This window comes from Mesorhizobium sp. M8A.F.Ca.ET.181.01.1.1 (assembly GCF_004792025.1).
In the GTDB taxonomy this organism is placed as follows: Bacteria; Pseudomonadota; Alphaproteobacteria; order Rhizobiales; family Rhizobiaceae; genus Mesorhizobium.
In genome coordinates, this window is sequence record NZ_SRTV01000009.1 from 25,394 (window position 1) to 38,900 (window position 13,507).

Consider the following 13,507-nt stretch of genomic DNA (forward strand, 5'->3'; position numbering starts at 1 on the left):
GATGGGGCCGTGAGCGGACAGTCAGCTTTCGGGTCTTGGCGATTGGATAACTGCCGTGCGCGGCGGGCACTTTCGAATGGCAGGAAGCTTCCAATTGGAGACGTTTAGGCAGTCAATCCATGGTCCCGAAAGCAGCCAAAGCGCGCTCCCGACACCGTCGCGATAAAGGCGCGTAGGTCGGCCAGCATCAGTTCCGGCTCTTCCAGCGCGGCGAAATGCCCGCCCCGCGGCATGTCGGTCCAATGCACGATGTTGTAGGTCTTCTCCGCGAACGAGCGCGGCGGCGGCAAGAACACTGGATCGGGGAAGGCCGCAACGCCGGTCGGCACCTGGATGCGGGTGCCGGCCGGAAGCATCCGCGACTCCTCAAGCCGGCTGCCGTAGTAGATCCAGGTTGCCGTCACGAACGATGCCGGCGCGATGTAGAGCATGATGTTGGTGAGGAGTTCCTCCTCGGAAAATTTGCTCCAGATGTCGGGGTCGCCATCGGCGGTTGTCGGAAGATCGGCCCACTTGCCGAACTTCTCGAGTATCCAGCCCGCCGCTCCGACCGGGCTGTCGGCCATCGCGACGCCGAGCGTCTGCGGACGGGTTTCCTGCTCGTGAAAGTAGGCGCTCTCCCGATCGGCAATCGCGGCACGCTTGGCGGCGAAGGACTTCTCCTCGTCGGTCGTCGGAGCGGCATCCTCCGCACGCACGGTCATCATGTTGATATGAATGCCGAGCAGAGCGTCCGGTCGATCATGCGCTGCCCAGGCCGCGATGCCGTGGCCCCAATCGCCCCCTTGAACGAAATACCGCGCGTCGCCGAAAAGTTGTATCATCAGCCCATGCACGAGTGCAGCAGCCCGCCGCGGGCCGATCGGGCGCGTGATCGGGTTGGAGAACGCGAAGCCAGGAAGCGAGGGGACGACAACGTCGTGCCCGTCCGCTGCGAGCGGCTGCAACAGCCGCTCGAACTCGAGATACGAGCCCGGCCAGCCGTGGAGAAGCAGTACGGGCGGCTTGGAGCCGTCGCCCTTCACATGAACGAAGTGGAGGTGCTCGCCTTCCACGTCGGCCGTGAAGTTGGGCAGCGCGTTGAGGCGCCGTTCGACCGCACGCCAGTCGTAGCTGTACCGCCAATACGCGGCGAGTCGCTTGAGGTCATCAACCCCGACCCCCGCTGACCAGCCCCCCGCATCCGGCAGCTGGCTCCAGTCATAAGCCTCGACCTTGGCTCTGATCGTGGCGAGCCGTTCGTCAGGAATGTTTATTATGTAGGGTGAAATCATGATGTTCTCCGCTTAAACGGCTGACGACGTTGACCGCCGAAGGGTAATACCGACTGAACTGAAAGCTGCGCACAACGTTTCCTGAAACGCCATCCTTTTTGCGAACGGCGCCACGGCAAAACGTCTGCTATGCAGGTCGGCATTGCCGTAGGCGCAATGTCCGCTTTCCACCCGAAGCAGTCGCGACCGCGTCGGGCGCGACCTCTTCCGCGGCCGCGACCACGCCAGACTGAACGATCGGGCCAAGACAGAAGCAGCAGGCAGACCAGAGGAGCAGGTTGGCGAACATTGTCAGGACGTGCGGGGCCGAAAAGGGCAGCGTCGCAAGGGCCAGGACCAGACCGACCAGCGCTGCCATCAGGCTGCGCCGCGTGCCGAGTGCATCGCTAAGCCGGCCCCCACCAAAATTCCCGACCACCGCAGCTGCGCCGAATGCCATGAACGCCAAGCTGACTGCGGCAGGAGACACGTGGGTTACCTCCGTCAGCAGCGGTGCGAGAAAGGTGAAAACCACGAATGATCCGCCGAACCCGTTCATTGCGATGAAATAGAGCGCCAGGAGGCGGGGCTTCGCCAATACGGCGAACTGCGACCTTAAACCGGCGGGCGGAGCGTGGGGAATTTCCCGCGACAACAAAAGTCGCAATAGCGCTGCCGTGAGGCAGCCGAGCACAGCCACCGCCAGCAGCGGTGCACGCCACCCAAGGCTCTGTCCGACGATTGTGCCGAGCGGGACACCGATGACTATTGCAAGGGTGAGCCCTGCGAACATCGTCGCCACCGCCCGCGCGCCGCGCTCACGATCCGCCAGGCTCATCGCAATCGGCGCGCCGACGGCGAAGACCACGCCGTGCGCCACTCCTGTCACGATCCGCCCGGCCAGCAGCACTTCATAAGTCGGTGCAGCGCCGCCAAGCAGATTACCGAGCGTGAACAGGCTCATCAGTCCAACCACAAGCCCGCGGCGGGGAAGCCTTCCAGTAAGGGCCGTGACCGTCGGCGCCCCAACGGTCGCGGCCAGGGCATAGCCAGTCACAAGCAGACCGGCTTGGGGTATCGTTACCGTAAGATCGCGCGCGACATCCGGGACAAGCCCGATCATGACGAACTCCGTCGTGCCGATGGCGAAGGCCGCCACGGCAAGCGCGAACAATGCAGGCGACATCGGTGTTGCTCTTTATGCGTCGATCAGATCGGCAAAGTGCGCGGCGAGGCCGGTTTGGCCCGGCGCAACGTGGTCGGCCATGGTGTGGCGATCGGGGAAGTCGCCGCCGTTTTGCGAACGGAAGGGAATCGGCTTGTCGGTGAATAGCCCGGCGAGACGTACACGCCATGCTGCCTTGATCGCGTCCACTTGCTCCGCCGTCGAAACGTGACCCGCGCCATAGACCGCGTGCGTCGGGAGCACGTCCATGCCGGGATAGAACAGCGCGCCATGAGTCAGCGGGAACAACAGTTGCTCTATCGGCCCGTTGATACCCCGCGGGCCATAATCGGCCACTGGGCCGCCTGCCTGCACGTTGACCAGCGCTCGCTTGCCCTTGAGGATGCCGTCGCCAAAGCGAAACTCGTTGGAGCCATTCTGATAGCCGTAGGCAAAACCGAAGGCATAGACTCGCTCTATCCAGCCCTTCAAGATCGCGGGCACGCCGTACCACCACAGCGGGAATTGCAGGACCACAGCATCGGCCGCGAGCAGCTTCTGCTGCTCGGCGATCACGTCGGGCGTCTGATGCCCGCTTGCGTAAGCATGGCCCGATTCCATGATGAACGACAGTCGCTCAGGGTTGTTGCGCATCGGAAAGTCATCGGCGTCGTACCCCGCCTTCCACTTCATGCCGTAGAGGTCCGAATGGACCACGGTGTGCCCCGCCGCCGACAACATCTCAGCGGTCACGTCGACCAGCTGCCGTGTCAGCGAAGTGGGCTCAGGGTGTGCGTAAACGATGAGAATATTTCTTTTCACGAGATGGTCTCCGTAGTTGTTGAGAGCTGTGTCTGATGTTCCCGATCGGTATCAATTGCGCGCCAGGGCTTGCGCGTTGGTGAGACAGACGTTTTCGGGGATTTTGCGTGCCCCCCCGGGCGCGCTCGGCTCGATGATGCCGACATCGATTTCGATACTTACACTGTTGACGGCGCGGCGAGGCTCCTCGATCACCAGCAGAATGCTTGTTTCGTTGCAGCAGTTCGCGCCAAAGCGCGCGCTAAGCTAGTCGGGTATGGGATGCTGACTGAGATCACTCGATGCCTCCGGCTCGGGATTGGAAGCCCGGCTGGCCTCAACATGAGTATCCGACTAAGATTTGTGAAATCGATTATCTTGACCCGTGCTATCCAGATAGCGGATATCTAACCGCTGATCGCCACGTTGGCACTTTCACGCGGGCGTTCGATTGGCCCGTCGGTGCCGCACGGCTCCCTCCGCTCCAGTTTGGCGGCTCTCTACCAATCGTAAGAACAGCAGCGATCGCTTTCGCGCCAGCGGCCCGACGCCAACACAGACAGCTTCCCATTAGGCGGCCAAGCCGTTGACGGGCAGCGCCGCGATCATCATATATAGAAATGATTAAACGGCGACTAGGAATAGACACGGTGAATGACAGTCGCATCGACCTCAATCTCTTGGCGACGCTCGAAGTGCTGCTTGCCGAACAAAACGTAACGAAAGCGGCAGATCAACTGCACCTCAGTCAGCCGGCTGTAAGCGCGCAACTGGCACGGCTTCGGGATTTGTTTGACGACCCGCTTCTGCTCCCGACTCGTCGAGGCATGATCCCGACCGCCAAGGCAATCGAACTTGCACCGCAACTGAGAGACGCGCTGGATCACGTGCGCAACGCGTTACATTCTCATCAGGACTTTGATCCCGGCAAGGCCGAGCTTACCGTATCGATCGGCTGTTCTGACTATATCCAGGCAGCAGTGGTGATGCCGTTCGTCTTGGCTCTCCGGCAGACGGCGCCGGGAGTACGGGTGGCCGTACGGCATCTGGTGCCCGAGCTGGTGGAGCAGCAATTGGGGAATAAAGAAGTCGATCTTGTTATCGCTACTCCCGAGCGGTCGGCCCCGCACCTACGGACGTGTCACTTATTCGACGAAACTTATGTCCTCATAGGAAGACACGGTCATCCTCGGCTAAAATCGGGTATGACAATAGACGAATATGTCGAATTGGAACACGTCGTGGTGTCACCGCGGGGCGGCGACTTCGAAACGCCAGTGGACAGTGCTTTGGCGACACTTGGTTACCGACGCAACGTCGTCGTGTCAGCGGCCTCCTTTTTGCTCCTGCCGGAGATCGTCTTAGATAGTGATTTGGTTGCACTCGTGCCAAGGCGCCTATTTCTTAGGCAATCAGAAAAGCTCATGATGGTTGATCTACCCTGGCTAGGTGAGCAATTCAATGTCAGTCTGATTTGGCACGAGAGATGTCATAGGCATGCGGGCCACCGCTGGGTCCGAAACCTGATCGGAAGCCTGGTTGGGGACCACGATAAAGGCGGGTCTAGGGTCGCGGAGCCTGAATCAGATCACGCGCCTCACATCAATGGCTCCTGACCCTAGCGGGTCTGCTGCGCTTTGCCGATCAGCATGCAAACGAGTTAAGTGACACCGCAATTTGCCAATGGTCTGAGTGCCCATCTTCGCTATGCCGGGCGCGCCATTCCACAGGAATCGGTGGATGAACGACCGGAATTAGGCGCTAACCAGACGTTCATTCGACCTAAGCAAGCACTGGCTCGAACCCCGGCCGTTCCAGCTATCGGCCTGCGCCCAGCGCCCTACCGCTCTTCCGCCTCAAACAAAAACACCCCGCTCGCCCTCCTCGCACCCCGCATCCCATCCCCAAAATCCGGCACCTCATATTCAGCGATCAATCGCAGCCGCGACAGCGGCAAATCGTTGCGGCGGGGGTCGCCGACCAGTACCTCGATGCCTGATGCCAGGCAGCGGTCGAGGAACGGCATAACCCGCAAGGCAACCTCACGGCAGTAGAACACGTCGCCCGCCAGCACGAGGTCGGCGGCCGGTGGCGGGCCTGTGGTGAGATCCTTGTCGAAGATGGTGATCTCGACGGCGTTGGCCGCGGCATTGAGGCGGATCGCGGCGACGCCGTTGCGGTCGATCTCGGCGGCGATCACTTCCGCTGCGCCGGCCTTCGCGGCGGCGATGGCGACAAGGCCCGAGCCGGCGCCGAGGTCGAGCACGCGGCGGCCCGTCACGATCTCCGGATGGTCGAGAATATGGCGCGCCAGCACCGCGCCGCCGGCCCAGGCATAGGCCCAATAGGGTGGCTGCGGCTCGGACTCGTCCAGGTCGTCGCCGGACCCGACGAGCCGCCTCAGCCCGCTGCCCGGGTGAGCGGTGTAAAGCTGGATTTCAGGAAGCGCCCGCACTGGGGCAAGGCGCAAATTCGTCCTGATGAATTCTGCCGGATCAAGGCGTCGGCCGGGCGCATCGAAGTCGGCGGGATCGTCGGCCACTATTCGCGCAACGCCCGCCGCAGGATCTTGCCGACCGGCGTCTTTGGCAATTCGGTCCTGAACTCGATGTATCTGGGCCGCTTGTAGCCGGTCAGGTTCTCGCGGCAAAAGGCGGTGATGGCCTCGGCGGTCAGGGCCGGGTCCTTCTTGACGATGAACAGCTTCGGCACTTCGCCCGAGTGCTCGTCCGGCACGCCGATCGCGGCCACTTCGAGCACGCCTGGATGCGCCGCCACGACCTCCTCGAGTTCGGTCGGATAGACGTTGAAGCCGGAAACGAGGATCATGTCCTTCTTGCGGTCGACGATCTTGGTGTAGCCGCGTTCGTCCATGAAACCCATGTCGCCCGATTTGAAGAAGCCGTCCGTGGTCATCACCTTGGCGGTCTCGTCCGGCCGGTTCCAGTAGCCGGCCATCACCTGCGGTCCCCTGATGCAGATCTCGCCGACCTCGCCCAGCGGCACGTTGTTGCCGTCGTCGTCTCGGATGGCGATTTCTGTCGAGGGCAGCGGCAGGCCGATGGTGCCGGTGAACTCGCCGGAACTGAACTTGTTGGCCGTCGCCACCGGCGAGGTCTCCGAAAGGCCATAGCCTTCGCTGACGGGGCAACCGGTCAACGCCTTCCAGCGTTCGGCGACGCCCTTCTGTACCGCCATGCCGCCGCCCAAGGTCAGAAGCAGCGGCTTGAAGTCCAGCTTGCGGAAGTCCTCATTGTTGAGCAGCGCGTTGAACAGCGTGTTGAGGCCCGGAAAGATATGGATCGGATATTTGCCCATTTCCTTGACGAAGCCGGGAATGTCGCGCGGATTGGGGATCAGTATGTTCTGGCCGCCCATCTGCATGCCCATCAGCGCATTCACCGTCAGCGCGAAGATATGGTAAAGCGGCAGTGCGCAGACGAGGTTGAGATGCGCCGGCTTTGGCTTGACGGTGTAGGCGTCCTGCAGCCACAGCGCATTCTGCGCGACATTGGCCAGCACATTGCTGTGCGAGAGGGTCGCGCCTTTCGAGATTCCGGTGGTGCCGCCAGTATATTGGAGGAAGGCGACATCACTGGCGGCCACCGTGGCCGGTTTGAAAGCCATGCCGCGGCCGGCCTTCAGCGCCGCATTGAACTTGACATGGCCGGGCATTGACCAGGCCGGCACCATTTTCTTGACGCGGCGCACCACCAGATTGACGATCGAACCCTTCAGGCCGCCGAGCAGGTCGCCCATGGCCGCGACGACGATGTGCTTGACCGAGGTCCTGGCGACGACCGCCTGCAAGGTGTTGGCGAAGTTTTCGAGAATGACGATGGCCTGTGCCCCGGAATCCTTGAGCTGATGCTCCAGTTCGCGCGGCGTGTAGAGCGGATTGACGTTCACCACCGTGAAGCCGGCGCGGGCGACCGCCATCATCGCCACGGGATACTGCAGCACGTTCGGCATCATCAGGGCGACGCGCGCGCCCTTCTGCAATCCAGTGGACTGCAGATAGGCACCGAAGGCCGCCGAAAGCTGCTCGAGTTCGGCGTAGGTGATGGACTTGCCCATGCAGGTGAAGGCCGGCTGACCGGCGAACTGCTTGCAGGCGCCCACCAGGAAGTCGCCGATGGAACCGTAGGGCAGGGCGCCGATCTCGGCAGGCATGTTCTTGGGATAGCTGTTGAGCCATGGCTTTTGCGGCAGGCCGGCGGCGAGTTCGGTCAGCGCCTTCGGCAGCCGCTGGCTGGTCGCCGTCGCCGGCTTCGAGGCCGGTGCGGTCTTTGCTGGTGGCGAGTTCTTCGTCGTCGCGGTCTTGCCCGATTCGGTCCTCGCCGCGGACGCCTTCGCCGGCGCGGCCTTCGTAGCCGGCTTCGTGGCGGTCCTGGCCGTGGCCGCGGCTTTTGCCGGTGGGGCATTCCTGGCGGGTTTGGCCGCCGCCTTCGCGGTCGCTGCCTTGCCCGCGGCCTTGCCTTGCCCGTCTCCACCGGCGGCTGGTTTCGAGGCCGCCTTGGCCGGCGCTTTCACTGGGCTCTTCGACGCTTTTGCCACCCGTTCCTCCTCGACAACCCTGGTCGCCTGTTTCTCGTTGGCCTGTGCCGCACCGCCCCCGGATTGATGGAGACGCCCTCCGCTGCCGCCAGTTGTCCATCTATGTATTGCCTCTATCGGCGGCGGTGCAAGTCTTGCCCCAGCGGCAGGACGCCGAAAGATTTGCCGCCGTAAATCTTTCCCGCGGGCCACAGCTGGAACCGGCATCTTCGCGCTTCCGCGGCCGATGAAGACGGGGCGCGGCGCCCTTGTCGCCGGACGTCGGATCAATAAAAAAATGCGGTCGTTAATAATATCGTGAATAGAAGAAACTGCTAATTTTTTCTGCCGTTTAGCAAAATGGCGGATTTTTTTCCTGCTTCCCGCGGGGTAAGCAAACGGGGTGTTCCAAACCCGGAAAAACGGTGCTTATATGCGCGCTTCGCGAGCCTGATAGAGGGGCTTGGAAGAACATCAGGGAGTGCTCAATGAAGAAGAAATTGACTTTTGCAGCCGCGTTGCTGGCTGCAAGCGTCCTGGGCGGCGTGGCCAACGCGAAAACTCTGGTCTACTGCGCGGAGGCGTCGCCAGAAGGTTTCGATCCGGCGCCGTACACTGCGGGACAGACGTTCGATGCGTCCTCGCGTACCGTCTTCAACCGCCTCGTCGAATTCGATCACGGCAAGACCTCGGTCTCGCCCGGCCTGGCGGATAGCTGGACCATTTCCGACGACGGCAAGGAATATACTTTCAAGCTGCGCAAGGGCGTCAAATTCGCGCCCACCGACTACTTCACCCCGACCCGCGACCTGAACGCCGACGACGTGGTGTTCTCGTTCCAGCGCCAGGTCGACAAGAACGGCCCCTGGTTCCAGTACATACCGGGCATCGCCTATCAGTATTACAATGATCAGTTCGGCGACAACATCACCAAGGTCGAGAAGGTTGACGACCTGACGGTGAAGTTCACCCTCAAGGAACCGGCGATCACCTTCATTCCGACGCTGGGCATGGATTTCGCCTCGATCGTCTCGAAGGAATATGCCGACAAGCTGCAGGCCGACAAGACGCCTGAACTGTTCAACCAGAAGCCGGTCGGCACCGGCCCGTTCATCTTCGTCGACTACCAGACCGACGCCGCCATCCGCTACAAGGCCAACCCGGACTATTGGGGCGGCAAGCAGAAGATCGACGATCTGGTGTTCGCCATCACCACCGATCCGGCGGTTCGCGCGCAGAAGCTGAAGGCCGGCGAATGCAACATCATGTCGTATCCGGCACCGGCCGACATCGCCGGCCTGCAGGCTGATGCGAACCTGACGGTCGCGGAGCAGGAAGGCCTGAACGTCGGCGCGCTGATGTACAACACCCAGCAGAAGCCGTTCGACGACGTGCGCGTCCGCAAGGCGCTCAACATGGCCATCAACAAGAAGGCCATTATCGACGCCGTGTTCCAGGGCGCCGGCCAGGTGGCGATCAACCCGATCCCGCCGACCATGTGGTCCTACAACAAGGATGTGAAGGACGATCCTTACGATCCGGACGCGGCCAAGAAGATGCTTGAAGAGGCCGGCGTCAAGGACCTCAAGATGAACGTCTGGGCCATGCCCGTGTCGCGTCCGTACATGCCGAACGCGCGCCGCACCGCCGAGCTGATCCAGGCCGACTTCGCCAAGGTCGGCGTCACCGTCAACATCGTCAGCTACGATTGGGGTGAATACCTCAAGCGCGCTTCGGCGGTCGATCACGACGGCGCCGTCATCGTCGGCTGGACCGGCGACAATGGCGATCCGGACAACTTCCTCGGCGTGCTCCTGAGCTGCGCGTCCGTCGGTTCGAACAACCGCGCGGAATGGTGCAACAAGGACTTCGATGCGCTCATCAACAAGGCCAAGACGGTTTCCGATCAGGCCGAGCGCACCAAGCTCTACGAACAGGCGCAGGTCATCTTCAAGGAGCAGGCACCGTGGGCGACGCTCGCCCACTCCAAGGTGTTCATGCCGATGCAGAAGACCGTCTCCGGCTTTGCGATGGATCCGCTCGGCATCCATCGCTTTGACGGCGTCGATATCGCCGAATAAGGTTCGCGAAACGGGGCGGCGCCACAGGGCGCCGCCCCACCTCGCCCGCCATGCTGCGTTACATCCTCGGCAAGCTCGCCCTCATCATCCCGACCTTTATCGGGATAACCATCCTCGCTTTCGGCTTCGTGCGCATCCTGCCCGGTGATCCGGTGCTGGTGCTTGCGGGCGAACGTGGCCTGTCGCCCGAACGCCACACGGCGCTGATGCATCAGTTCGGTTTCGACCTGCCGATCTGGCAACAGTATCTGACCTACCTGACCAACATCCTCAGCGGCGATTTCGGCACCTCGTTTTCGACCAAGACACCGGTGCTGAAGGATTTCCTGGTGCGGTTCCCGGCCACGGTCGAACTCGCCATCTTCGCCATGATCTTCGCCGTCATCTTCGGTGTCGCCTTCGGCATTTTCGCCGCCATCCGCCGCGGCTCCTGGTTCGACCAGCTGACCATGGGCACCGCGCTCGCCGGCTATTCCATGCCGATCTTCTGGTGGGGGCTGCTGCTGATCATCGTGTTTTCCGGTACGCTGCACTGGACGCCGGTCTCCGGCCGCATCGACCTTCTCTATTTCTTCAAGCCGGTGACCGGCTTCATGACCATCGATTCCCTGATCTCGGGGCAGAAGGGCGCCTTCCGCTCGGCGGTGTCGCACCTCATACTGCCCACCATCGTGCTTGGCACCATTCCGCTGGCGGTCATCGCCAGGCAGACGCGATCGGCTATGCTCGAAGTGTTGGGCGAGGACTATGTGCGCACCGCGCGCGCCAAGGGACTGGCGCCGCGCCGTGTCATCGGCCTGCATGCCTTCCGCAATGCGCTGATCCCGGTCGTCACCACCATCGGCCTGCAGGTCGGCACGCTGCTCACCGGCGCCATCCTGACCGAGAGCATCTTTTCGTGGCCGGGTATCGGCAAGTGGATGATCGACGCCATCTCCAAGCGCGATTATTTCACCGTGCAGGGCGGGTTGCTTTTGATCGCGCTGATCGTCATGTCGGTGAACCTTATCGTCGACGTGCTCTATGCCATCATCAACCCGCGTATCCGGGCGAATTGACATGACCAATGAAGGCCCAGCCACCATCGAAGCCGCGACCGTCGTCAAGCCGCAGGATGCCCGGCTGCAGATGTTCGCCGAGTTCTGGCACTATTTCTCGATCAACAAGGGCGCTGTGATCGGTCTCTTCGTCTTCGCCCTGCTGATCCTGATCGCCATCTTCGCGCCGCTGCTCGCACCGCATTCGCCTGACGATCAGTTCCGCGACTTCTTCCTGACGCCGCCGGCCTGGCAGGCGGGCGGCAACGCGCAGTTCCTGCTCGGCACCGACGCCGTCGGCCGCGATATGCTGTCGCGCCTGATCTATGGCTCGCGCTTTTCGCTCGCCATCGGTTTCGTCGTCGTCACCACGGCGCTGATCTCCGGCGTCATCCTCGGCCTGCTCGCCGGCTACTGCCGTGGCTGGGTCGACACGCTGATCATGCGCATCATGGACATCATCCTGGCCTTCCCATCGCTGCTGTTGGCGCTGGTGCTGGTCGCGGTGCTCGGCCCCGGCCTCGTCAACGCCATGATCGCCATCGCCTTCGTGCTGCAGCCGCATTTCGCCCGGCTCACCCGTGCCGCGGTGATGGCGGAAAAGACCCGCGAATATGTGGTCTCGGCCAAGGTCGCCGGCGCCAGCCATCTCAGGCTGATGCTGGTCACCATCCTGCCCAACTGCATCGCCCCGCTGATCGTGCAGGCGACGCTGTCCTTCTCCAACGCCATCCTCGAGGCCGCCGCCCTTGGCTTCCTCGGCATGGGCGCGCAGCCGCCGACACCCGAATGGGGCACGATGCTCGCCGAAGCGCGCGAATTCATCCTGCGCGCCTGGTGGGTGGTGACCTTCCCCGGCCTTGCCATTCTGATCACCGTCTTTGCCATCAACCTGATCGGCGACGGCCTGCGCGACGCCCTCGACCCCAAGCTGAAGAGGTCGTGAGCATGTCGCTGCTCGAGATCAAGAACCTCACCGTTTCCTTCGACACCGCCGCCGGGCCGTTCATGGCCGTGCAAGGCATCGACCTTTCGATCGAGCCGCGTGAGGTGCTGGCGATCGTCGGCGAGTCCGGTTCCGGCAAGTCGGTGTCGATGCTGGCGGTCATGGGGCTGTTGCCCAACACCGCGACGGTCAAGGCCGACCGCATGGCCTTCGACGGCGTCGACCTGTTGAAGCTCAGCCCGTCCGAACGCCGCAAGATCGTCGGCAAGGACATTTCTATGATCTTCCAGGAGCCGATCGCCAGCCTCAACCCGTGCTTCACGGTCGGTTTCCAGATCGAGGAGGTGCTGCGTTTCCACATGGGCATGGATCGTGCCCAGCGCCGGGCACGCGCCATCGAGCTGATGAAGCTGGTCGGCATTGCCGATCCGGAAGAACGGCTGAGTTCGTTTCCGCACCAGATGTCGGGCGGCCAGTGCCAGCGCGTCATGATCGCGATCGCGATTGCCTGCAATCCGAAGCTTTTGATCGCCGACGAGCCGACGACCGCGCTGGACGTCACCATCCAGAAGCAGATCCTCGATCTGCTCGTCTCGCTGCAGGCCAAATACGGCATGGGCCTGATCATGATCACCCACAATATGGGCGTGGTGGCCGAGACCGCCGACCGCGTCATCGTCCAGTACAAGGGCCGCAAGATGGAAGAGGCCGACGTGTTGTCGCTGTTTGAATCGCCCAAGAGCAATTACACGCGCGCGCTGCTCTCGGCGTTGCCGGAAAATGCCGTCGGCGACCGGCTGCCGACCGTTTCCGACATGCTGTTCGAGCCTGCCCCCTCGGTAGCGGGAGCCTCCGCATGAGCACCACGGTCCTCGAAGGCAAGAACATCGTTCGCGACTATCATATCGGCGGTGGCCTGTTCACCGGGCCGCGCACCGTGCATGCGGTCAAGGGCGTCTCCTTCACCGTGGACAAGGGCAAGACGCTCGCCATCGTCGGCGAAAGCGGCTGTGGCAAGTCCACGCTCGCCCGCATCATCACCTTGATCGATCCCGCGACGTCGGGCGAGCTGTTCATCGACGGCAACAAGGTCGATATCGCCAAAGGCGGATTGACCAAGGAAATGCGCCGCAAGGTGCAGATCGTCTTCCAGAATCCCTACGGATCGCTCAATCCGCGCCAGAAGATCGGCGACGTGCTGGGCGAGCCGCTGCTCATCAACACCGACAAGCCAGCGGCCGAACGGCGCGACCTCGCCATGAAGATGCTGAAGAAGGTCGGCCTCGGCCACGAACACTACAACCGCTATCCGCACATGCTCTCGGGCGGTCAGCGCCAACGCATCGCCATCGCCCGCGCGCTGATGCTGAACCCCAGCCTGCTGGTGCTGGACGAGCCGGTTTCGGCGCTTGACCTCTCGGTTCAGGCGCAGGTGCTCAACCTGCTCGCCGACCTGCAGGACGAGTTCCAGCTGACCTATGTCTTCATCAGCCACGACCTGTCGGTGGTGCGCTACATCGCCGACGATGTGATGGTGATGTATTTCGGCGAGGCCGTCGAATACGGCTCGCGCGACGAGGTCTTTTCGGACCCCAAGCACAGCTACACCAGGACGCTGTTTGCCGCCACGCCGCGCGCCGACGTGGCAAGCATCAAGGCGAGGCTGGCGAAGAAGAAGGCGGCCTGAC

The 13,507-nt window shown here is 62.4% G+C and carries 11 protein-coding genes; 6 read left to right on the forward strand and 5 right to left on the reverse strand.

The annotated features are described in order from the left end of the window. Positions 1-104: 104 nt before the first annotated feature. The 3 genes from EN824_RS26860 to EN824_RS26870 form a co-directional block, all read right to left on the reverse strand. Entirely contained in the window at positions 105-1,274 is a 1,170-nt protein-coding gene (locus EN824_RS26860) for an epoxide hydrolase family protein (RefSeq protein ID WP_127278326.1), read from the reverse strand. A 127-nt stretch (positions 1,275-1,401) separates the two neighbouring features. Next, complete coding sequence (locus EN824_RS26865) at positions 1,402-2,439, reverse strand: MFS transporter (RefSeq protein ID WP_135932888.1); 1,038 nt, start codon at positions 2,437-2,439, stop codon at positions 1,402-1,404. A gap of 12 nt (positions 2,440-2,451) precedes the next feature. Further along, the gene (locus EN824_RS26870) at positions 2,452-3,240 is read right to left on the reverse strand and encodes an NAD(P)H-dependent oxidoreductase (protein ID WP_127278328.1); all 789 of its coding nucleotides are present in this window, start codon (positions 3,238-3,240) and stop codon (positions 2,452-2,454) included. 629 nt (positions 3,241-3,869) lie between these two features. On the opposite strand from EN824_RS26870, the gene EN824_RS26875 reads away from it, so the two are divergent. Beyond that, positions 3,870-4,835 (forward strand): LysR family transcriptional regulator, encoded by a 966-nt coding sequence (locus EN824_RS26875; protein ID WP_135882933.1) that lies wholly within the window; start codon positions 3,870-3,872, stop codon positions 4,833-4,835. A gap of 224 nt (positions 4,836-5,059) precedes the next feature. Here EN824_RS26875 and EN824_RS26880 read toward each other — a convergent pair whose 3' ends face one another. Together EN824_RS26880 and EN824_RS26885 are read right to left on the reverse strand one after the other, a co-directional pair. Beyond that, positions 5,060-5,764, reverse strand: coding sequence for a 50S ribosomal protein L11 methyltransferase (locus EN824_RS26880; protein ID WP_127870812.1), 705 nt, complete (start codon positions 5,762-5,764; stop codon positions 5,060-5,062). Then, a complete protein-coding gene (locus tag EN824_RS26885) occupies positions 5,761-7,776 on the reverse strand; it encodes a long-chain fatty acid--CoA ligase (RefSeq protein WP_127870691.1) in 2,016 nt (671 codons plus the stop codon). The genes EN824_RS26880 and EN824_RS26885 overlap by 4 nt, the downstream gene beginning before the upstream one ends. 467 nt (positions 7,777-8,243) lie before the next feature. Between EN824_RS26885 and EN824_RS26890 the strand changes: the two genes are divergently transcribed. From EN824_RS26890 to EN824_RS26910, 5 genes are all read left to right on the forward strand, one after another. Further along, positions 8,244-9,836, forward strand: a complete 1,593-nt coding sequence (locus EN824_RS26890) for an ABC transporter substrate-binding protein (protein WP_127870692.1) — start codon at positions 8,244-8,246, stop codon at positions 9,834-9,836. A gap of 50 nt (positions 9,837-9,886) precedes the next feature. Continuing rightward, positions 9,887-10,894, forward strand: coding sequence for an ABC transporter permease subunit (locus tag EN824_RS26895; RefSeq protein WP_127870693.1), 1,008 nt, complete (start codon positions 9,887-9,889; stop codon positions 10,892-10,894). Positions 10,895-10,964: 70 nt separating this feature from the next. After that, positions 10,965-11,819, forward strand: coding sequence for an ABC transporter permease subunit (locus tag EN824_RS26900; RefSeq protein ID WP_174361976.1), 855 nt, complete (start codon positions 10,965-10,967; stop codon positions 11,817-11,819). 2 nt (positions 11,820-11,821) lie between these two features. Next, positions 11,822-12,679 carry an ABC transporter ATP-binding protein gene (locus EN824_RS26905; RefSeq protein ID WP_127278114.1) on the forward strand — a complete coding sequence of 286 codons (858 nt, stop codon included), beginning with the start codon at positions 11,822-11,824 and terminating at the stop codon, positions 12,677-12,679. Continuing rightward, positions 12,676-13,506 carry a dipeptide ABC transporter ATP-binding protein gene (locus EN824_RS26910; protein WP_135932889.1) on the forward strand — a complete coding sequence of 277 codons (831 nt, stop codon included), beginning with the start codon at positions 12,676-12,678 and terminating at the stop codon, positions 13,504-13,506. Before EN824_RS26905 ends, EN824_RS26910 begins: the two co-directional genes overlap by 4 nt. The last annotated feature ends 1 nt before the right edge of the window (position 13,507 follow it).

Bases quoted from the DNA above. Each gene is read 5' to 3' on its own strand.
- EN824_RS26895 (WP_127870693.1), top strand. From the start codon at position 9,887: ATGCTGCGTTACATCCTCGGCAAGCTCGCCCTCATCATCCCGACCTTT.
- EN824_RS26900 (WP_174361976.1), top strand. From the start codon at position 10,965: ATGTTCGCCGAGTTCTGGCACTATTTCTCGATCAACAAGGGCGCTGTG.
- EN824_RS26910 (WP_135932889.1), top strand. From the start codon at position 12,676: ATGAGCACCACGGTCCTCGAAGGCAAGAACATCGTTCGCGACTATCAT.
- EN824_RS26860 (WP_127278326.1), bottom strand. From the start codon at position 1,274: ATGATTTCACCCTACATAATAAACATTCCTGACGAACGGCTCGCCACG.
- EN824_RS26865 (WP_135932888.1), bottom strand. From the start codon at position 2,439: ATGTCGCCTGCATTGTTCGCGCTTGCCGTGGCGGCCTTCGCCATCGGC.
- EN824_RS26905 (WP_127278114.1), top strand. From the start codon at position 11,822: ATGTCGCTGCTCGAGATCAAGAACCTCACCGTTTCCTTCGACACCGCC.
- EN824_RS26890 (WP_127870692.1), top strand. From the start codon at position 8,244: ATGAAGAAGAAATTGACTTTTGCAGCCGCGTTGCTGGCTGCAAGCGTC.